The organism is Archangium sp. Cb G35, from assembly GCF_001896145.1.
GTDB lineage: Bacteria > Myxococcota > Myxococcia > Myxococcales > Myxococcaceae > Archangium > Archangium violaceum.
Genome location: NZ_MPOI01000012.1, coordinates 396,435 through 416,431, shown reverse-complemented (window position 1 = coordinate 416,431; position 19,997 = coordinate 396,435). Strand labels below are relative to the sequence as shown.

Annotated in this window: 16 protein-coding genes; 11 read left to right on the top strand and 5 right to left on the bottom strand. The window is 69.6% G+C overall.

Annotated elements, in window-relative coordinates; translation table 11 throughout:
- The first annotated feature begins 19 nt into the window (after nt 1–19).
- The 9 genes from BO221_RS34300 (at nt 20) to BO221_RS34260 (ending at nt 9,344) form a co-directional block, all read left to right on the top strand.
- Nucleotides 20–1,849: an FHA domain-containing protein gene (locus tag BO221_RS34300; protein WP_073565068.1), complete on the top strand. Its 1,830-nt coding sequence runs from the start codon at nt 20–22 to the stop codon at nt 1,847–1,849.
- Complete coding sequence (xseA, locus tag BO221_RS34295; protein ID WP_073565067.1) at nt 1,846–3,585, top strand: exodeoxyribonuclease VII large subunit; 1,740 nt, start codon at nt 1,846–1,848, stop codon at nt 3,583–3,585. The genes BO221_RS34300 and xseA overlap by 4 nt, the downstream gene beginning before the upstream one ends.
- A gap of 78 nt (nt 3,586–3,663) precedes the next feature.
- Nucleotides 3,664–4,020 carry an exodeoxyribonuclease VII small subunit gene (gene xseB / locus BO221_RS34290; protein ID WP_073565066.1) on the top strand — a complete coding sequence of 119 codons (357 nt, stop codon included), beginning with the start codon at nt 3,664–3,666 and terminating at the stop codon, nt 4,018–4,020.
- 30 nt (nt 4,021–4,050) lie between these two features.
- Nucleotides 4,051–4,440: a PleD family two-component system response regulator gene (locus tag BO221_RS34285; protein WP_043389004.1), complete on the top strand. Its 390-nt coding sequence runs from the start codon at nt 4,051–4,053 to the stop codon at nt 4,438–4,440.
- 2 nt (nt 4,441–4,442) lie between these two features.
- Complete coding sequence (locus BO221_RS34280; protein ID WP_073565065.1) at nt 4,443–5,333, top strand: polyprenyl synthetase family protein; 891 nt, start codon at nt 4,443–4,445, stop codon at nt 5,331–5,333.
- On the top strand, nt 5,333–7,087 hold the full coding sequence (locus tag BO221_RS34275) for a 1-deoxy-D-xylulose-5-phosphate synthase (protein WP_073565064.1): 1,755 nt from the start codon (nt 5,333–5,335) through the stop codon (nt 7,085–7,087). The genes BO221_RS34280 and BO221_RS34275 overlap by 1 nt, the downstream gene beginning before the upstream one ends.
- A complete protein-coding gene (locus BO221_RS34270; protein ID WP_073565063.1) occupies nt 7,084–7,824 on the top strand; it encodes a TlyA family RNA methyltransferase in 741 nt (246 codons plus the stop codon). Before BO221_RS34275 ends, BO221_RS34270 begins: the two co-directional genes overlap by 4 nt.
- Before the next feature lie 96 nt (nt 7,825–7,920).
- Complete coding sequence (locus tag BO221_RS56575; RefSeq protein WP_233166375.1) at nt 7,921–8,550, top strand: hypothetical protein; 630 nt, start codon at nt 7,921–7,923, stop codon at nt 8,548–8,550.
- A 104-nt stretch (nt 8,551–8,654) separates the two neighbouring features.
- A complete protein-coding gene (locus BO221_RS34260) occupies nt 8,655–9,344 on the top strand; it encodes a hypothetical protein (protein WP_233166374.1) in 690 nt (229 codons plus the stop codon).
- Nucleotides 9,345–9,387: 43 nt separating this feature from the next.
- On the opposite strand, the gene BO221_RS34255 is transcribed toward BO221_RS34260, so the two are convergent.
- Genes BO221_RS34255 through BO221_RS34235 form a run of 5 tightly spaced genes read right to left on the bottom strand, consistent with a single transcriptional unit; the run spans nt 9,388 to nt 15,214 of the window.
- On the bottom strand, nt 9,388–10,164 hold the full coding sequence (locus tag BO221_RS34255; RefSeq protein ID WP_073565061.1) for an SDR family NAD(P)-dependent oxidoreductase: 777 nt from the start codon (nt 10,162–10,164) through the stop codon (nt 9,388–9,390).
- Nucleotides 10,164–10,820 carry an SDR family oxidoreductase gene (locus BO221_RS34250; RefSeq protein WP_233166373.1) on the bottom strand — a complete coding sequence of 219 codons (657 nt, stop codon included), beginning with the start codon at nt 10,818–10,820 and terminating at the stop codon, nt 10,164–10,166. The genes BO221_RS34255 and BO221_RS34250 overlap by 1 nt, the downstream gene beginning before the upstream one ends.
- Nucleotides 10,821–10,863: 43 nt before the next feature.
- Nucleotides 10,864–11,583: a Coq4 family protein gene (locus tag BO221_RS34245; protein WP_073565059.1), complete on the bottom strand. Its 720-nt coding sequence runs from the start codon at nt 11,581–11,583 to the stop codon at nt 10,864–10,866.
- A 43-nt stretch (nt 11,584–11,626) separates the two neighbouring features.
- Nucleotides 11,627–13,192 carry a hypothetical protein gene (locus BO221_RS34240; protein WP_073565058.1) on the bottom strand — a complete coding sequence of 522 codons (1,566 nt, stop codon included), beginning with the start codon at nt 13,190–13,192 and terminating at the stop codon, nt 11,627–11,629.
- Nucleotides 13,193–13,231: 39 nt separating this feature from the next.
- Nucleotides 13,232–15,214: an OmpA family protein gene (locus tag BO221_RS34235; protein ID WP_143195846.1), complete on the bottom strand. Its 1,983-nt coding sequence runs from the start codon at nt 15,212–15,214 to the stop codon at nt 13,232–13,234.
- A 374-nt stretch (nt 15,215–15,588) separates the two neighbouring features.
- On the opposite strand from BO221_RS34235, the gene BO221_RS34230 reads away from it, so the two are divergent.
- Nucleotides 15,589–18,090 carry an ATP-binding protein gene (locus BO221_RS34230; protein ID WP_073565056.1) on the top strand — a complete coding sequence of 834 codons (2,502 nt, stop codon included), beginning with the start codon at nt 15,589–15,591 and terminating at the stop codon, nt 18,088–18,090.
- A 20-nt stretch (nt 18,091–18,110) separates the two neighbouring features.
- On the top strand, nt 18,111–19,985 hold the full coding sequence (locus BO221_RS34225; protein ID WP_073565055.1) for a tetratricopeptide repeat protein: 1,875 nt from the start codon (nt 18,111–18,113) through the stop codon (nt 19,983–19,985).
- Nucleotides 19,986–19,997: the final 12 nt, after the last annotated feature.

Here is a 19,997-nt window from a genome sequence, read left to right as displayed (position 1 = left end):
AACGAAGTGGTGATTTTCCATGTCGAACGGTTCCCCTCCCGCACGCCGTCGTCCCACGACGGGATCCTCCTCGGGTGATGCTTCCTCGAGCGGCGCCACCAGACAGCGTCCCGCGGTGCGCAGGACCGCCACCGGTGTGGCTCCCGCCGTGCGCGCCGAGCCCCCGCTGCCGGTGATGGGCACCAGGCTGGTGTGCTCGGCGGGCCCGTGCTCCGGTCAGGAGTTCGCGCTGGAGGATGGCGAGTACGTCATCGGCCGCGCCAACGACAACCCCATCTGCATCCCGGACACCTCGGTGTCCCGCAAGCACGTGCTCATCCGCCGTGTGGGCGGGGGCTGGGTGGTGAGCGATCTGGGCTCCGGCAACGGCACGCTCCTCAACGGTGAGCCCCTCACCGACGAGATGCCGTTGACCCACAGCGACACCCTCGTCCTGGGCGACACGGAGCTGACGTTCAACGACAACTCCAACGCCACGATGATGATGCCGATGCCGTCGGCGCCCCCGCCGCGTCCGGGCCGCGGCAGCACCCGGTCCTCGGCTCCCGCCGCCGCTCCCGCCGAGGAGGCCGGAGGCGAGGTGAGTGGGGCCAGCGGCGCGGTACCGCGCCGTCCAGGCCGGCCCGAGACCCGCGTGCGCAGCGCCCGTGGCCGTGCCGCGGTGACGCCGGCGGATCCCGCCGCGCAGCAGCGCAAGAAGCGCCTGCTCATCCTCACCGCGGCCGTCTTCGTGATGCTGGCGGGCCTGCTGGTCATCATGAAGGTGCAGCAGCAGCGGGACGCCGAGGTCGAGGCCCAGAACGCGCAGCTCGCCCAGCAACGGCGGGAGGCGATGGACGCGCTCTTCCAGGAGGCCAAGAACCTCATCCGCGACGGCAAGTGGATGGATGCCAAGGGGAAGCTGCTGGAGCTCCAGGAGATGGAGCCCAACTACGTGCAGCTGCCGGACTACCTGGCGCGCGTGGAGAAGGAGATCCCCAACCAGCAGGCGCTCGACACGGCCAGGTCGTCGCTGGAGAAGAACCAGCTCGGCCCGGCGGCCACCGCCCTGGCCAAGGTGAGCAAGGACACCCAGCTCTTCGAGACGGTGCGCCAGCTGCGCACCTCCCTGAAGGACAAGTCCGACAAGCGCGTGCGTGAGGCGCTGACGCTGCTGGAGCAGAAGCAGCTGGACCAGGCCAAGGCCATCACCGACGACGTGCTCGTGGCTGATCCGGAGCACCGCGACGCCAAGGTCATCAACGAGGAGGCGGCGCGCGCCATCGCCATCCGTGACGCGCCTCCTCCGCCTCCCACCGTCAAGGAGGCGCCCAAGCCGTGGGACCAGGCGGTGGACCGCTTCCGCGATGGTGACCTCAATGGCGCCATGGCCATGGCCAATGCCTGCGCCGGCAAGAGCCCACAGTGCAAGACGCTGATGGCGCAGCTGGGGGACTTCGGCGCCCTCTACAAGAAGCTGGAGGACCTGGACGCCAAGGGCCTGGCGCGCCTGCTGGACCTGGACAAGAAGATCACCCGGGGCCAGGGCAGCAAGCTGTCGCGCAACGCGGGCACGCGCGCGGCCAACATCTTCTTCAAGAGCGCCTCGGCCGCGAAGGCGTCGGGTCAGTACGGCCGCGCCATGGAGAGCGCCCAGCGCGCCCTCCAGGCGGACCCCAGCCATGCCGGCGCCAACAACATCGTCGCCGAGATGCGCGCCAAGGCGAAGGATCTCTACCTGCAGGCCTACGCCCTCAAGGACACCAATCCCGAGGACGCCGTGCCCAAGTTCCGCGAGGTCATGGCCATGACCCCGTCGGAAGACGAGACGCACCAGAAGGCCAAGAGCTGGGTCGAGAAGCTCAAGTGACCAGGAAACGGCGAGGCACCGGAGAGACCCCGCCCGAGGACATCGCCGGACAGGGAGATCTCTTCGGCGGCTCGCTCGGTGCGGCACCCAAGCGCGCGGTGGCGGCGGCTCCCAAGCCGCCCCCCGAGCCTCCATCCCCACCCCCCGCGCCTCCGCCTCCCTCGGAGCTGGGGGACGTGTCCGCGGCGCTGCCGTCGCTGCCCGGCGCGCCCTCGCGGACACCCCCGGCGCGCACGGTGCTCACCGTGGGCGAGCTCACCCAGCAGCTCAAGGTGACCATCGAGTCGCGCTTCCCGCGTGTGCTGGTGCGCGGCGAGGTGTCCGGTTTCCGGGGGCCCAATGCCCGCGGCCACCTGTACTTCTCGCTCAAGGACGCGGAGGCCTCGCTCGAGGTGAAGATGTGGGCCTCGCAGGCGGCGAGGCTGCGCTTCGCCCTGCGCGATGGGCTGGCCGTGGTGGCCGAGGGCAGCGTGGACGTGTACGCGCCCGCCGGCCGCTACAGCCTCATCGCCCAGAAGCTGGAGCCGGAAGGGGAGGGCGCCCTGGCGCTTGCCTTCGAGCAGCTCAAGGCGCGGCTCGCGGCCGAGGGCCTCATCGGCGACAACCGCATCCGCCCGCCCCGCGAGCTGCCCTTCCTGCCCCGGCGCATCGGCGTGGTGACGAGCCGCACCGGCGCGGCGTTGCAGGACTTCCTGCGCGTGCTGCACTCGCGCAACCCGCGCCTGTCCGTGCTGCTGTGTGACGCGCGCGTGCAGGGCGAGGGCTCGGCCGAGGAGGTGGCCCGCGGCGTCGAGCGCCTGTCCCGCACGGACGTGGACGTCATCGTCGTCACGCGCGGCGGCGGCTCGAAGGAGGACCTCTGGACGTTCAACGAGGAGCGGGTGGCGCGCGCCATCTTCGCCTCGCCGGTGCCGGTGGTGTCCGCCATCGGCCATGAGATCGACTTCACCATCTCCGACTTCGTGGCGGACTGGCGCGCGCCCACGCCCAGCGCGGCGGCGGAGCGGCTCGCCCCGGTGTTGCAGGATCTGGAGTACGCCCTGGCCACGCAGTCGGTGCGGCTGCGCAAGGCGGCCGAGCGCCGGATATTGGAGCTGCGCGAGCGGATGGGGACCCTGCGCGGGCGGGTGGTGGACCCGAGGCGGCGGCTGTCCACGGAGCGGTTGAGGCTGTCGGACGCCGAGGACGCGATGATGCGGGTGCTGCGCCAGGTGCTGCGCGAGCGGCGCGAGGAGCTCCGGGGGCACTCCGAGCACCTGCAGCGCCAGCGGCCCCAGGCCCGGCTCGCCGAGCAGCGGGCGCGGCTGGTGCAGTTGTCCGCGCGGCTGAAGGACGCGGTGCGGGCGGACGTGGCGGCGCGGCGGGCGAAGGCGGCCCAGGCCAGGCTGGAGCTGGAGCGCGGCTCGCCCCTGGCCCGGGTGGCGGAGCTGCGCGCCCGGCTGGCGGACCGGAAGGCCCGGCTGGTCGCCCTGGAGAAGGACTCCCTGGCGTCGGCACAGCGGCACTTCCAGCGGCTAGAAGGACGGCTGGATGCCATGAGCCCGTTGAAGGTCATGTCCCGGGGCTACTCGGTGACGTTCCGCAAGCGGGATGGGGGCGTGGTGCGTTCCATCTCGGACGTTCAGCCCGGCGAGACGCTCGGCATCAAATTCGCCAACAACGGGGCGAAGACACTCCAGGGGTGCGAGGAGATTGAAGCCACTGTCACCTCGGTGAAGGGTCCGGTGGATTGCTGACGTCCGGGTGCAGGTCCCGCTGGCACCCGGGCGGGGGCCTCCTCTAGAGTCCGCTGCTCTTTTTCGAGGTGGACGGAAGTGGCGAAGGACAGCAAGGGCAAGGCGGCGGAAGAGGTCCCCGAGCAGTACGGGGACGTGGTGCAACGGCTCGAGGACGTGGTGGCGCGGCTGGAGGGCGGCACCCTGACGCTCGAGGATTCGCTCAAGTCCTTCGAGGAAGGCATCAAGCTGGTACGCCGGGGCGAGCAACTCCTCAACGCGGCGGAGAAACGCATCGAGGAGTTGTTGAACGAGGACGGGCGGGACGCGGTGGTCCCCCTGCAGGCGGGCGTGAAGCCCCCGGCACTGCCCTCCACTCCGGCGCCTGCCCCATCGCGGGGCAGCTCGGGAGCCGCCAGATCGGCGCCGCCTCCCGAGGATGACGTGCCGTTCTAGGTCCCCGGCTGTAGAGCCATCCTGACCGCCATGCCCAAACCCAAGGTCACCATTGTCGACGACGACCGCGACACGCGGGAGTTGCTCTCGTTCGCCCTGGAGTCCGAGGGCTTCGAGGTCAACGCGGCGGCCAACGGTCTGCGGCTGATCTCCTCCCTGCAGCTCAAGCGGCCGGACATCATCCTCATGGACGTGAACATGTCCTGGATCGATGGTTTCGAGCTGTGCAAGGCCGTGAAGAAGAACGAGCAGTTCCGGGACATCCCCATCATCTTCATCAGTGGGCGTGGGGAGCCCGAGGACCGCAAGCGCGGGCGGGAGGCCGGCGCCGCGGACTATTTCGTGAAGCCCCTGGATCTCAACGCGCTCATCAAGCGGTTGCGTGAGCTCATCCCTCCGCCCGCCGCCGAGGTGCCCTGAATATGCCGTCCTTCGATCTGGATTCCTACCTGCAGACCCAGGTGGAGCGGGTGGAGAACCTGCTGCGCTCGCGCTCGGACGAGCTGGGCGTGAATGTGCCGCCGCGTCTGCATGAGTCCATGCGTTACTCGCTGCTGGCCGGTGGAAAGCGGCTGCGGCCGGTGCTGTGCCTGGCCTTCGCGGAGGCGGTGCTGAAGCAGAGCAACGTGCCGCGCGCGGTGGAGGACTGCGCGTGCGCGCTCGAGTTCATCCACACCTACTCGCTGGTGCACGACGACCTGCCGTCCATGGACAACGACGACATGCGGCGCGGGCGGCCCACCAACCACAAGGTGTACGGCGAGGCCATGGCCATCCTGGCGGGTGACTCGCTGCTCACGGACGCCTTCGCCCTGGTGGCGGGCGGCCCCGAGCCGGTGCGCGGCGTGCTGTGCAGGGAGCTGGCGGTGGCCGCGGGCTCGTCGGGCATGGTGGGCGGGCAGGTGCTGGACATCGCCGAGGACCGGCCGGCCCACATCGACTACATCACGCGGATGCACCGCCTGAAGACGGGCGCCCTCATCCGCGCCGCGTGCCGCATGGGCGTGCTCGCCGCCGGTGGGGACGCGGACGCGCTGGCCCGCGCGGATACGTACGGGGACTCGGTGGGCCTGGCCTTCCAGATCGCCGATGACGTGCTGGACGTCACGGGGGATGCGTCCTCCATGGGCAAGCCGGTGGGCGCGGACGCCGCCGCCGGACGCTTCACCTTCCCGGCGGTGCTGGGGCTGGAGGAGTCCAAGCAGCTCGCGGCGCGCAAGGTGGCCGAGGCCATCGACGCCGTGAAGACGCTGGAGCCGCACGATGGCCCGCTGGCGGCGCTCGCGCGCTACTCGGTGGAGCGACGCTCGTGATGGAGCGGCTCCTGCCGCGAATCCAAACTCCCGGGGATGTCCGCGCGCTCCCCGAGTCCGAGCTGCCTCGCCTGTGCGAGGAGCTGCGCGAGGACATCATCTCCCTGTGTGGCCGCGTGGGCGGCCATCTGGGCGCCTCGCTCGGCGCGGTGGAGTTGATCGTCTCCCTGCACCGCGTCTTCCACTCGCCCCAGGACGCGCTCGTCTTCGACGTGGGCCACCAGGCCTACGCGCACAAGCTGCTGACGGGCCGGCGTGAGCGCATGGGGACCCTGCGTCAGGCGGGCGGCATCTCCCCCTTCCTGGACCCGAGGGAGAGCCACCACGACGCGCTGGCCGCGGGCCATGCGAGCACCGCCGTGTCCGCGGCGCTGGGGATGCTCCAGGGCAAGAAGCTGCGGGGACAGCCCGGGCACGCGGTGGCGGTGGTGGGGGACGGGGCGCTCACCGGAGGGCTGACCTTCGAGGGCCTCAACAACACCGGGGGCACGCACTTGCCGCTGGTGGTGGTGCTCAACGACAACCAGATGTCCATCTCCGCCAACGTGGGTGCCATTCCCGCGTTGCTGCGCACGCGCGAGGCCCGGGGCTTCTTCGAGGGGCTGGGCTTCACGTACCTGGGGCCGGTGGACGGGCATGACCTCGGGGCGCTCACGCGGGCGTTGCGCGAGGCCCGGGCCTCCACGCGCCCGGTGGTGGTGCACGCGATGACGCAGAAGGGCAGGGGCTTTCCCCCGGCCGAGGCGGACACGCAGACGCGCGGCCACGCCATGGGGCCGTACGAGTGGCGGGATGGGAAGCTGGTGCGCTCGCGCGGCGGCCAGCGGACCTTCAGTGAGGCCTTCGCCTCGGCGTTGGAAGAGGTCATGGCCCGGGACGAGCGCGTGGTGGCGGTGACGCCGGCCATGCTGGAGGGCTCGGCGCTGGTGGGCCTCAAGCAGCGCTACCCCGAGCGGGTCTTCGACGTGGGCATCGCCGAGCAGCACGCCGTCACCTTCTGCGCGGGCCTGGCCGTCACCGGGCTGCGGCCGGTGTGCGCCATCTATTCGACGTTCCTGCAGCGCGCGTACGATCAGGTCATCCACGACGTGTGCCTGCCGGGGCTGCCCGTGGTGTTCGCCGTGGACCGGGCCGGGCTGGTGGGCGCGGATGGCGCCACGCACCAGGGCACCTATGACCTGGCCTCGCTGCGGCCCATTCCCGGCCTCACGCTGATGGCGCCGGTGACGGGCGAGGACGTGACGGAGATGCTCGCCACCGCGCTCGCGCTGCCCGGGCCCTCGCTGATGCGCTTCCCCCGGGGCACGCTGCCGGTGCTGCCCGCGGAGCCACCGCCGGAGACGGTCCCGGTGAGCGGGGCGCGCTGGTTGAAGCGGGAGGCCCAGGCGCGGGTGGCCTTCATCACGCTCGGGCCGTTGGGCGTGTCCGCGCTGGAGGCCGCTGCCTCGGAGCCGGGGTGGAGCGTGCTGGATGCGCGCTTCGTCACTCCGCTCGACGAGGCGGCGGTGCTGGAGGCCGCCTCGTGCGGGCACGTGGTGGTGGTGGAGGAGGGGACGACGCACGGGGGGCTGGGCAGCGCGGTGCTGGAGTTGCTCGCCGCGAGGGGCGTGAGTGCCCGAGTGAAGCTGCTGGGCATGCCGGACACCTTCGTGCCCCACGGGGATGCGCGCGTGCAGCGGGCCGAATTGGGCCTGGATGCCGCGGGTCTGCGGCGAGCCGCCCTGGCCCTGCTCGCCGAGGGAGATGCGCCGTGAAGCCACGCAAGGAGCGCCTGGACGTGCTGGTGGTGGAGCGGGGGCTGGCCGAGTCGAGGACGAAGGCCCAGGCACTCATCCTCGCGGGCCAGGTGGTGGTGGCGGATCAGCGGGTGGACAAGCCCGGAGCGCTGGTGCCCGTGGAGGCCGAGCTGCGGCTCAAGGGCGAGGTGCTTCCCTACGTGTCCAGGGGCGGGCTGAAGCTGAAGGCGGCCATGGAGCGCTTCGGCCTGGACGTGCGCGGCAAGGTGGCCGCGGACATTGGCGCCAGCACGGGAGGCTTCACCGACTGCCTGTTGCAGGAGGGCGCCACGCATGTCCACGCCATCGACGTGGGTTACGGGCAGTTGCACGAGAAGCTGCGGACGGATCCACGGGTGCGCTCGCGCGAGCGCGTCAACGCCCGCTACCTGACGGCCGAGGACCTGCCCGAGCCGGTGGATGTGGTGGTCATCGACGTGAGCTTCATCTCGCTGACGCAGGTGTTGCCGGCGGTGCTGCCATTCCTGAAACCCAAGGGCCTGCTGGTGGCACTGGTGAAGCCGCAGTTCGAGGTAGGGCCCGACAAGGTGGGGAAGGGCGGCGTGGTGAAGGATCAGGCCGCGCGCCAGGATGCCATCGACTCCGTGTCCGCGTTCGTCCGGGAGCAGGGGCTCACGGTGCGTGGAGTGATGGACTCGACCGTGCCCGGTCCCGCCGGCAACGTCGAGGCTCTGCTGGTCGCGGACAAACCGTGACGGAGTGAGAGCGCGCGAAGCATCGCTCCTCCTTCATGATGAAGCACCGGTATTCCTTGGCCAGCGAGCGCTGGGGCGATGCTAGAAGAGTCCCGTATGGCAACTCCCATCGAGCGGCTCATGAGCTTGAGCCTCAGCGTGTTGCTCTTTTCTTGTAGTGTGCCTCGTCACATAGTCCCGGGCCCTACCAGCGCGCTCGATCTGGGCAAATACGTGCTCATCATCGAAAGGGCGCCAGATGGGCAGGCGGTCCATTCATGGAAGCCCGTCAAGGACTTCAACCTGACGGCGCATTCTCATCTGGTGGCCACTCGCGGTGTTCAAGGTCGTGTCGTCCGGGCTGCATTCAACCGCAACTGTGAGGAGGAGCGTGATGCGTGTGAAAGCATGTGCCTGGCGGGCTTGAAGGGCCGCGCTTGGAGCCACATGAGCGCGGGTTCCAAGAAGGAGCATTGTGTCCGCGTGTGCATGCGGCCCTACATTGACTGTTGCAAGCTCAGAGAACTGGCCGAAGGCCAGGCCGTGGAGTTTCATGCCATGGATGAGGCCGTCGATTGGCTGAAGCAGAACAGGGAGCGGCTGCTGGAGGGGGCTGTCGTTGTCATCGCAGGTGTGGCCTTCGTCGTCGCCTTCGGTGGTGGCGGAATCCTGTTTCTCGTGCCTGTCATCTCCTTCGCATCGTCCGATGTTGTTTCCGAGCCCCGGGTTCTGGCGGTGACACCATGACGAGTCCACTCATCCTCTCGGATGCACAGCAGGTGATTGGGAGGCGTTGGAGCAAGGGGCAGCCTCCGGAGCAGACGCGGATTCTCAGCCTCACACGAGACGCCTTGGACTTCATCTCCGCCACTGGCCAATGGTACCCCTTCGAAGATTTTCGAGTACACGGCGGGTATCGTGAAGCCCAGACTATTGGCGAGAATGGCTCCACGGGGCTGCGAGAATTCCTGAGCAAGACAGAGCGCTTCTTCGGGAAGCTTCTCGATGACCCCGAGGCCGCTGGAGAGCAGGTGCCGATCCAGACCATCCTCGACGCGCTTCGCTTCGTCTCTTCAGCCGGGCAGCATGAGGCCTTCAGTGATTTCATCGAGCATGTCGAATCCCATGCTCCGCCATTTGTAGTGGCCTCGTTTGAAACACAGCAGGAGGCGGAAGCATGGCTCAAGACCCATCCGTCTCCGCCCGCTTTCGCTGATATCCTGATCGGCGGCCGGTACCATGATGTGGTTTATGAGCGCGAAACGGATTTTCGCCGCCTGCCATGGAATCGCCACCTCGAGCGCTATCTCGCGTGGCTCAAGCGGGTGGAACCGCCCGTTGCCACAGCTTCATTCGCTACTCGTGAGGAGGCGGAAGCCTGGCTGACCGGGCAGTCCACTCCAGCCAGGCGCACATGGGTGATGATCACGCGTGAGTTCTACCTCGCGGCGTACTATCCGAATATCAATCACCGTGCCCTCTATCCGCTCTCCATGGCCAGCATTGACGAGGAAGAAGAGGAAGAGACCGAGAGCCCATAAGACGAATCAACGCTGATGGCACCAACGCATCAATGCCGCGGGCTCAGAACGAAGGCACGTCGTTGGCCAGATGCGACGACAGGCCGCCGTCGATCACCAGCGCGCTGCCGTTGATGTAGCTCCCGTGGGGCCCGACGAGGAAGGCCACCATCCTGGCCACGTCCTCGCCGGTGCCGAACCTCCCAGTGGGAATCCTTCGCAACAACTCCTTCCTCACCTCGGGGTCCGCCTTCGCCAGCATCTCCGTGTCGATGTAGCCCGGGCAGATGGCGTTGCAGGTGATGCCATACGCGCCCCATTCCACGGCCAGGGTCTTGGAGTAACCGATGAGCGCGTGCTTGGTGGCCGCATAGGTGGATGATTGCGCTCCCCCAAACAGGCCCTGGATGGAGGAGATGTTCACGATCCGCCCATACCCTCCGGTCTTCATGCGAGGGAGCGCCCACCGGCAGATGTAATAGACGCCATCCATGTTCACGCCGAACAGGGTCTTCCACTCCTCCGTGGGAACCTCGTCCGCGCGATGGAAGGGGCCGCCATAGCCCGCGTTGTTCACGATGATGCCGGGGACGCCCAGCTCCGTCTCGATGCGGGCGAGCGTTGCACCCACCGCGGCCTCATCCGCGACATCGCAGAGGAAGGTCCGTGCCCGGGCCCCGGAGGCGGTCAGCTTCTGCTCGAGCCTGGACAGGGCCTGAGCGTCACGAGCCAGCAGGGCCACCTGATAACCATTCTCCGCGAGCACTTCCGCGATCGCCGCGCCAATGCCGCGGCTGGCTCCGGTGACGAGCGCCAGCTTCGCCTCCAGTCGCGCTCCCATCAGAGCACCCCCTTCGGAGGAAGGAGCCGGATTTCATCGACCCGGACGTTCAAGGGCTTCTGGGCGATCTCCCAGATGCTCTGGGCCACGTCCTCCACGGACAGCATGTCGGCCGGGCTGAACTCCGGGCGCGTCTTCCAGAAGGACGTGTAGACGGCGCCCAGGGAGATGAGCGTGGCCCGGATGGAGTAGGGCTTTCCCTCTTCGTTCAGCACTCCCGTCAGGGCCCGGACCCCATGTTTGGACGCGGCATACGAGCCGTTCATGGGCAGGGTGAGGTGATCGCTGATGGAGCCGATGTGGATGAGCCTCCCGCCGCCCCGGGTCTTCATCCGGTTGAACGCTTCACGCGAACAGATGAAGGCTCCCGTCAGGTTCACCTCGAGCGTCCTGCGCCAATCCGCAACCGAGGTGTCCGCGATGGACGTGAAGACCCCGACTCCCGCGCAGTTGATCAGCACGGAGATGGGTCCCACTTCCTTTTCCGCCCGCTCGAACAGGGACGCCACGGAGGCCTCGTCCGTGATGTCGACCCGCATCTCGTCCGCCGTCTCCTGATTCACGTCATTCGAGGCGCACACAGCGCGTACGCCCTCGGCCCGCAGTTTGCCGATGACTGCCTTGCCGATCTCACCGGTCCCTCCGATGACGATCATGTTCCGAACGCTCATGAGGCCAGTGTAGGCCGGATGGAGTCCCTCAGGTGGCTCCTGCCGCGGTGAAGAACGGAATGACCGTGACGCCACCGCAGGAATTCTCTCCGCCACGTCCCAGGTACTCGGGGGCTCGCGTGGCGATGCCGAGCCGCTGCCGCAGTTGCTCCAGCGGCACCTCCCACAGGGTCTCGAGGCGCTCGCCCAGCAGGGCCGAGGCAGCGGCTCCCCGCTCGAAATCCTCCGCCTGGATCTGCCCCGCGTAGATGTCGCGCAGGTGTTTGTACCGGGCGTGCTGGATGTCCGGGTGCACCGCCGCCTCCGCCAGGAAGGTGGCGAGCGCCACCGGGGCCATGCCGAACACGAACGATTGGATGGCCACCTCGTCCGCGTCCGACGTTTCGTACGCCCCCAGCACGTGGATGAAATCGTGGCTCTTGTTGAGCCGGTGGACGGCGTACTGCGTGGGGGTCGCGTCCGCGCCGAGCCGCGTCTGGATGGGAAAGAAGTCGGGGCTCAGCCGGTAGTGTTCCATGTACCGCGCGTAGGCGTGCCCGAACGAGCCCACCGGCAGCGCCGCGAGTGTCTCCGGCTCCGGAAGCGGAGGATCCCAGCGCTCGGCATGGAGGCGCTGGAATCCCGGTATCGCGAGCAGGGTGGCATCGCTGGCGGCCTGGAGCCCGGCGGTGCGAAGCACGGGAACGGCCTCGCCCAGGGTCGCCCGTCGTTCCGTCAGACCACGTGCGATTTCCTGGGGCTCGGACATGGATACTCCAATGAAGAGGACGGGGGAGGGTATACCGGCCCTCTCAGCGCATCGAGCGGTACTGCGCCGGCGTGAACGGCTTCACCAGCCGGGGACCCACGCGCAACCAGAGCGCCTCCGAGTCATCCAGCGCTCCGTAGAGGCTGCCGCCTGGCACCCGGTAGCGAAACAGCTCGCCCCTCTCGGCCGCGTCCGTGGCGACGATCTCCACGGGATAGGGAGGGGGGTCGTCCTCCCCCCAGCCCGCGCTGGTGAACATGTAGAACGTGTCGCCCGCCCCCGGCTGCGCGAAACGCGCCACCAGCGAGCCGTTCGCGATGAGCGGCTGCTGATCCTTGTTCACGGCCTGCCCCTCGTTGCTCTGGCCGTCTCTCGCCTCCAGGAACCAGAAGCGTTGCGAGCCGATGGCCGCCACACGGGTGCCGTTGTTGTACGGCACCAGCCCGACCATGTATCCCGGCAGCTCCGAGCTGATCCACAGCCGATTGCCAGAGGGGATGCACTTGCCCCCCTCGAAGCCACAGGCACGGACGGTCGCGAAGATCGTCGGAGTTCTGGTCTGGGTGGCCAGGTACAGCACCTTCCCGGTGGGATCGAACGCCACGGGCGGCTGCTGGATGGGCGCGATCGTGTCGACGTCGTACATCTTGAGATCCAGCCCGTCGCTGTACCGCACGGTCCCCACCCGGATGTGGGTCTCGTCGATCCCATCGTCGTAGAACGGAATCGCGACCCGGCCATCGGGCCGCACGAAGGGATCGGCGAGGACCAGGCTGGTGATGATGCCCTCCGGATCTCCGATCTCCAGAGCCCAGACCGTTCCACCGCCCGCGGGCTTGAGGAGCGTGAGGTTGATGACGTCGTAGATGAAGGCGTTTCCGTCCGGGGCCACCGACAGATTCTTCACGGACAGGGCAGTCCTGGCCGTGACCTCGAAGTTCGCGTCGATGGCGAAGGCCCCCTTGTCCTTCGTCCACACCCAGCGCCAGCCGGTGGCCGCGGGCTTGCGGTCGGTGATGATCGTGGTCGGCTCGCAGGGGAAGTCCATCTCGATGGACTGCCGGTTCGCCGGGTTGCTCTTCGCTACCTTGTAGAGGAACGAGCGCGAGCCCTCCTTCGTACAGCCGATGAAGCTCGCGTTGGCGCCGCTGCCATCGACGACGAAGTAGTTCGGCACCGCGGGCGTGGTGGAGTTGATGGGCTCCACCACCTCCTCCACCGGGAAGTACGTGGCCGACTGGGCCTGGGAGACGTTGGTGCGCCCGTCGGCGCAGGTGACGCGCGCGGTGAGGGACAGGTTCGTGGCGATCCCCCGCGTGTAGCGCAGCTCATTCGTCGCCAGCTCCACCGGGGTGGGGGTGGCGCTGTAGGTCACCTGCTTGATCAGCTCGTTGTTGTCGAGCAGCTCCAGCCGTTGCACCTCGTCGCAGCCGGTCGTGGTGATGAAGAGCTTGAGGCTCTTTCCCACGGTGTTCGGCTGGTCCACGACGACGCTGACCTGGGGCGGTTCCGGCGTGGTGAGGGGCGGAGGGGGATTGCAGGCGAGGGCGAGGAACGGCAGCAGCAGGGCCGGGCGGACGAAGGCCCGGCGGAAGGGGGGGGTAGGCATGGTGGCGCCGAGTCTAGCCCGGGCGCCACCCGCCGGACATCAGCGGTCCAGGATGACGAAGTCCACGCGCCGGTTCAGCTCGCGGCCCTTGGGCGTCATGTTGGGCGCCACGGGCCGGCTGTCGCCGAAGCCCTCGGACTCGATGCGCGATGGGTCCAACCCCGCCTTGATGAGGTAGTCCGCCACCGCGCGCGCCCGCTCCTTGGACAGGTTCAGGTTGGCCGTCTTGTCGCCCTGGTTGTCGGTGTGTCCCTCGATGCGGATGCGCTGCACACCGGTGCGCACCATCAGGTCCACCACCTGCGCGAGCAGTGCGTGGCTGTCCGGCAGCAGCACGGCCTTGCCATCCGCGAAGCGCACCGGCTGCACCAGCTCCAGCTTGTCGTTGTCGCGCTTCACCTGCCACTGCTTCGGCTCGGGCTCCAGGTCGAAGGACAGATCCACCGAGCCGCCATTGGCGGCCTCCACCATGCGCGTCTGGGCCAGGACGCCGGGGGCGGTGACCTCCACCACGTAGCGGCCGGCCGGCAGCTGGAGCTGGCGGGACGCCGCGTCGGCCTGTGAGTACTTCACCTGCCGCGGCGTGGGGCCACCGAAGAAGACCAGCGTCGCCGGTACGGGCTTGCGCCTGGCGGTGACGGCCAGGGCGAAGGCCACCGGCTTCACCTCCGCCACGAGCTCCAGCTCCACGCTGGCCGTCTTGCCCGCCTCGAGCACCAGCGTCTTCTCCAGCGGCAGGTAGCCGTCCTTGCGCACGGAGAGCTTCACCGGGCCGCTCGGCAGTGTGTAGGTGAGGAAGCGGCCATCGCCCGGAGCCGAGGCCACCGGCGGCAGCGTCGAGTCCACCAGGGCCACGAGCACGCCGGACAGCGGCTGGCGCGTCTTCGCGTCCACCACCACGCCGGACACCTGGGCCGTCGTCACCTGGGCCACCTGGGGCGCCTGGGCCACCTGGGGCGTCTCGGTCCGGACCGGGGTGGGGGGCGTCTGCTCCACCGGCGTGGGCTCGCGCACCACCACGCGTTCAATCACCCGCGTCCCACCGGCCTGCAGCGCCGGATCCACGTTGAAGGAGGCGCCGAGCACCAGGTTGAAGGGCGGCACGGGCTGCACGCCCCGGCCCACCATGCGCGTGAGGCCGAGCTCGGCCGCGGCGGTGAAGGTGAGGTTCTGCACCGCCGTCACCTTGAGGCCCAGTCCGAGCGTCTGTGGCGCCACGCTGCCCACGGGCACGAGGCTCCCATCCGGCGCGACGAGCTGCCCGTCCGGCACGCCGAGCGGCGAGGTCAGCCCGTACTCGAGGAAGGGCGTGACGACGGGCAACGGCACTTCCAGCCCGAATCCCACGCCCAGGCGGGAGTAGCGGTTGATGCCCAGCGCGTACTCCTCGGCGGCGTTGAGCCGTCCGGCATCCACCAGCGAGCCCGTGCCATCCAGCAGGAGGCCCAGGTTGGCGTGGAGGCGCAGGGGGATCATCGGGCTCAGCGAGCGCGCGTCATAGGTGGCCACCGCGCGGGGCGAGAAGCCGAAGGCGATCTGGTTGCTGCCCACGCCGGAGAAGGTCATCACGCGCACGTCCGCGCCCGCCCACAGTCCGGGGAGCCACTGTTTCGTGGCGCGCGCGCCCAGCGTCACGTCTCCGAGGGCCTGGATGAGGTTGGGCGAGGAGCGCGTGTTGGTGTTCGTCGAGGCCGTGTAGGACAGCGACAGATCGAGGAAGTCGAGCGGCACGTAGCCGACGGCGAAGGTGCCGCCGGTGCGCGTGTTGATCGCGCCCTGGACGGGGAAGTCCGAGGTGGAGAAGAACTCGCCGGTGGCCGAGAAGCGCAGCACGCCCTTGCGTCCGAGGTCCGCTCCGGCCAGGCGCAGCAGTCCCACGCCACCCGTGGCGGTGGAGCCATGGCGCAGGTTGCGCGCATCCATCCAGGCGTTGCCGAGCGTGGAGGGGCTATGCGCCTGATAGGTCTGATCCAACCCCGGGGCAGGGGTGGTGGGGCCCGGCTGTGTTGAGTACCCAACCATCTGGGTCTTTTCCCGAGCGGACGAGGAAACGAGCGCTTGCTCGGCCGGGGGAGGGGGGGCCGGGGGCTGGGAAGGGGGCGCGGTGGGCGCGGCGGACCCCTGGGCCTGGGCCGCGCCAGCCCCGAGGAGGGCCGTCAGCAGGAGGGAGCGCAGGGGGGAGGGGGACAGCGGGAGTCGCGGAAGTCGCACGGGAGCCGAGTATACGCGGGGGTACCCGCCTCACAATTCTTGCCGGGACCCCCCGAGTCCGACACGCTGGCCCCCGGGCAGCTTCAGCGGCATGATTCGGAACCGCGCATGAAGGTTGACGCTTTCTTGAAATTTTTCCGGTCTCTCCACACGACCATGCAGGGCCAGGCACAGCGGGGGCGCTCGTGAGAGCGGAACTCGCGGGGTCGCGCGGCCGCGTCCTGGTGATCGGCGCGAAGGCGGGCAGCGAGGCGTTGCTCGCGCACCTGTCCGACAGTGGCTACCAGTGGGCCATCACCGAGGACATGCAGGAGCTGGCGAGCCTGGCCGAGTCGTTGCGGCCGGACGCGGTGCTCATGTCCGCCACCGGCAAGAAGGCCACCGAGGCGCTCAGCGCCGTGCGTCAGGAGTCCCGGCTGCGCGAGGTGCGCGTGCTGGCGGACCTGACGCGCTCGCGCTCGGAGGTGCTGCGCAAGCTGCCCGTGGACGAGTGGGTCCGCAGCCTCGAGGAGCTCAGCTCCCGGCTGGACTCGGCGCTGCGTGAGCGGCGGGTGATGGAGCGCACGCGCAACCGCATGGAGCGGCTGCTGGAGATCACCCAGGCCGCCACCAGCTCGCTGGAGCTGGAGCAGATCCTCCGCCTCGCGGTGGAGAAGGTGGGCGCCGTCATCAACGCCGACCGGTGCTCGGTGGTGCTGGTGGAGGACGTCAACGCGCGCACGGCCAGCGTGGTGGCCACGCTGGAGGATCCGGGCCTGTCGCTGGACGTGGACCTGGCGCGCTACCCCGAGCTGCGCCGCGCGCTGGAGACGCGCCAGCCGGTGCTGGTGGAGGAGGCCCAGCGGGATCCGCTGATGGCCGAGGTGCGCCCCACCATGACGTCGCTCGGGGTGCGCTCCATCCTCGTGCAGCCGCTGGTGTGCTCGGACGAGCTGCTCGGGGCGCTCTTCCTGCGCATCTCCCGGGGCTCCGAGGGCTTCGGCCGGGACGAGCAGGAGTTCGCCCAGGCGGTGGCGGCGGCGCTGGCCAACTGCATCCGCAACGCCCGCCTGCACACCGCGCTCAAGAAGAAGCGCGACGAGCTCGAGCTGGCCTACGTGGAGCGCTACCGCGAGCTGACCGAGGCCAACCGCCGCCTCAAGGATCTCAACCGGCTCAAGGACGAGATCATCGCCGTGTGCAGCCATGACCTGCGTGCTCCGTTGCAGGTGCTGCTGGGCCATGGCCGGCTGCTGCTCGAGGGCGGGTTGGATCCTCAGCAGAAGCAGTCCGCCGAGGCGATGATCCGTCAGGGCCGGAAGATCCTCGGCCTCGTCGAGTCGCTGCTGGAGCGGGGCAAGGGCGACGTGGCGCGCCTGTCCATCGAGCCGCGCGTGCTGGACATCTCGACGCTCTGCAAGGAGAGCGCTACCGAGCTGGAGATCCTCGCCGCCGAGCGGGGAGTGGCCCTGCGGGCAGAGACCAGCGAGATCATGATGCTCATCGGTGATGAGCTGAAGCTGCACGAGGTGTTGCAGAACCTCATCACCAACGCCATCCACCACGCGCAGGACGCGGGCGAGGTGGTGGTGAAGGCCTCGCGGCTGCCGCGCCCGGACGGGGACGTGGCGCGCATCGTGGTGCAGGACGACGGCAAGGGCATTCCGCCCGAGGAGCTGCCGCTCGTCTTCGACCGCTACCGCAGCGGCGCCAAGGGCGGGGGTGGTACGGGCCTGGGGCTCGCCATCTGCAAGGAGTTCGTGGAGCTTCACGGCGGAGAGATCTGGGCCGAGGCCCCGCCCGAGGGGGGCGCCGCGTTCATCTTCACCCTGCCGCTGGCGCAGGAGGTCTCCCGCGCCGTGCAGAACCTCCCGGCCAAGGAGACGGCCGAGCAGCCGCGCGTGCTGGTGGTGGAGGACGAGCCGGAGATCGCCGCGGTGCTGGTGGAGGTGCTGCGCTCGCGCTACCGCGTGGACGTGGCGCGCGACGGCGCCGAGGGTCTGGCGCGGGCGCGCACGTCCAAGCCGGATCTGGTGGTGATGGACGTCTTCCTGCCCAAGCTGGACGGCCTGGACGCCGCGGTGGCGCTCAAGTCCTCCTCGGACACCGCCAACATCCCCGTCATCCTGCTGTCCGCCCACCAGGGCGTGGCCGACAAGGTCCGCGCGCTCAACCTCGGCGCGGTGGACTACATGAGCAAGCCCTTCAACGCCATGGAGCTGCTGGGCCGCACCGAGCGCGCCCTCAAGCTGCGCAAGGCCGAGAACGAGCTGGAGCGCACCTCCTCGCTCATGCGCCGCAGTGGGAACGATCCCCTCACGGGCGTCTACGACCGGCGCGGCCTCATGCTGCGCCTGGACCACGAGGTGAGCCGTGGGCGGCGCTACAGCCGTCCGGTGAGCCTCGCGGTGCTCCGCCCGGATCGCCCCGTGCTCGACGAGGCGCTGCGCGGGATTCCGGACGTGATGCGCGCGCGCCTGCGCACCCAGGACATCCTCGGCCACATGGGCGAGGGGGTGCTCGCCGTCGTCCTGCCCGAGTGCAATGTTGAAGCGGGACGCAACGTCATCGGCCGGTTGCTGCCGGATGTCGAGAAGCACACAGGGATGGAGTACCGCTCGGCGGTGGCGGACGTAAGTCACGACAGCGAGCCGGTGGAGCGCATCCTGGAGCGGCTGGGCGCGCCACCCCCCGTGCCGAAGCTCTAGGCCCGGGTTAGACTCGGGACGTGCGCCCGAGTCGACTCCTCACCCGAGCCGTACCGCTCCTGGCCCTCGTGGGGCTGGGTGCGGTCGCGGCGCCCGCCTCGCGCCGGCCCAAGGTGGACACGCAGGCCATGCGTGAAGCCATCTCCGCGGGGGCCCAGGACGAGGGCATGTCCTCGCCCGCCAGCTATGCCCACTACCTCCGGGCGAAGCTGTTGAGCCTCCAGGGTCAGCACCGGGGGGCGGTGGATTCACTGCGGCTGGCGCTCGCCACGGACGAGAACAACCCGCACCTGCTCACGCAGCTGGGCGAGGAGTACGCGCGCCTGGGCGACCTGACGAAGGCCGAGCGCGAGCTGCGGCGCGTGGTGAAGGTCCACCCGGCGCACTACGCCGGCCGGCTGATGCTGGGGCGCGTGCTGCTGGAGGCCGGCAAGCCCGCGCGTGCCCGGATGCACCTGCGCCGCGCCATCCAGCTCAAGCCCCGCGAGCCGGAGGCCTACCTCGTCCTCGCGCAGCTCTATCTGGATGGCCGCTCGAACGAGCAGGCCGTGAAGGTGGTGGAGGAGCTGGCGGCGGCGCTGCCCGGCGAGGCCTCCGGTTTCCGGCGCCTCGGGCTGGCACTGGCCGAGCGGGGCGATTCCACGCGGGCCGGGCACCTGTTGGCGCGGGCCATCGAGCGCGACCCCGGTGACGTGGAGTCGCTCACCGTGCTCGCGCAGCTTCACGAGAAGGCGGGGCAGCTCACCGATGCCGAGGAGGCCCTGGCGCGGACCCTGGAGAGGGATCCCGACAACCAGGCTGTGCTGATGAGCGCCGGCCGGCTCGCACTGAGGCTCGGTTCGCCGGTGCGGGCGCGGGCGTACTTCGACCGGTTGTTGTCGATCTCCTCGGACCCGGAGCTCACCGTACGGGTGGCGCTGGCCTTCCTGTCCGCGAAGGATCCCACCTCCACCGTGGAGGTATTGGACGCCGCGCGGAAGGGGAGGGGCGCGTCGCCCCGCATCTCCTACTACGCGGGCCTGGTGCACGAGCGGCTGCGCCACTTCGACGCGGCCGCCCTCGCCTACGCCGAGGTGCCCCTCACCTCCGAGCTCTTCCCCGAGGCGCGCGCCCGCCGCGCCGTCTGTCTCTCGCAGGCGGGAGAGCATGCGGCCGCGCTCGCCCTGCTGCGCGAGGCCCTCGCCGAGCATCCCGACGACACGGAGCTATGGGTGCACCAGGCCCGGGTCCAGGAGCGCGCCGGAGAGCCCGAGCGTGCCGTGGCCACGCTGAAGGAGGCCCTCGCGCGCAAGCCGTCCGCGGAGCTGTACGAGGCGTTCGCCTCCACCCTGCAGCGCCAGAAGCGCTCCGCCGAGGCCGCGAGCCTGCTGCGGACGGCCATCTCGCGGGAACCTCGCGAGCCGGCCCTGCGCTACGTGCTCGCCAACGTGCTGCTCGCGCAGGGGGACGAGGACGGGGCCATCACCTGCATGCGCGGTGTGCTCGAGTTGGACCCGGAGCATGCCGCGGCCATGAACTTCATTGGCTACGTGCTGGCCCAGCGCGGCCGGGACTTCGCCGAGGCGGAGCGGTTGGTGCGGCGCGCGCTCCAGCTGCGCCCGGACACCGGCTCCTTCCTCGACTCGCTGGGGTGGATCCACTTCCAGCGGGGCGACTACCCGCGCGCGTTGCAGTCGCTGGAGCGGGCGGCGGAGCTGGAGCCCGAGGAGCCCGTCATCCTCGAACACCTGGGAGATGCCTACCAGCGCGTGTCCCGGCCCGGTGACGCGGCGGGGGCCTGGCGGCGTGCGCTCGAGGTGCTGGCCCTCAATCCGGACGCCGCCGACCCGCCGGATCAACGGGTGCTCCTCGAGCGCAAGCTGAAGTTGCTATCCACGGGTGCCGCGGATCGCTAATGTCCCCGCATC

Bases quoted from the DNA above. Each gene is read 5' to 3' on its own strand.
- BO221_RS34300 (WP_073565068.1), top strand. From the start codon at position 20: ATGTCGAACGGTTCCCCTCCCGCACGCCGTCGTCCCACGACGGGATCC.
- BO221_RS34285 (WP_043389004.1), top strand. From the start codon at position 4,051: ATGCCCAAACCCAAGGTCACCATTGTCGACGACGACCGCGACACGCGG.
- BO221_RS34280 (WP_073565065.1), top strand. From the start codon at position 4,443: ATGCCGTCCTTCGATCTGGATTCCTACCTGCAGACCCAGGTGGAGCGG.
- BO221_RS34275 (WP_073565064.1), top strand. From the start codon at position 5,333: ATGGAGCGGCTCCTGCCGCGAATCCAAACTCCCGGGGATGTCCGCGCG.
- BO221_RS56575 (WP_233166375.1), top strand. From the start codon at position 7,921: ATGGCAACTCCCATCGAGCGGCTCATGAGCTTGAGCCTCAGCGTGTTG.
- BO221_RS34255 (WP_073565061.1), bottom strand. From the start codon at position 10,164: ATGGGAGCGCGACTGGAGGCGAAGCTGGCGCTCGTCACCGGAGCCAGC.
- BO221_RS34250 (WP_233166373.1), bottom strand. From the start codon at position 10,820: ATGATCGTCATCGGAGGGACCGGTGAGATCGGCAAGGCAGTCATCGGC.
- BO221_RS34245 (WP_073565059.1), bottom strand. From the start codon at position 11,583: ATGTCCGAGCCCCAGGAAATCGCACGTGGTCTGACGGAACGACGGGCG.
- BO221_RS34240 (WP_073565058.1), bottom strand. From the start codon at position 13,192: ATGCCTACCCCCCCCTTCCGCCGGGCCTTCGTCCGCCCGGCCCTGCTG.
- BO221_RS34235 (WP_143195846.1), bottom strand. From the start codon at position 15,214: ATGGTTGGGTACTCAACACAGCCGGGCCCCACCACCCCTGCCCCGGGG.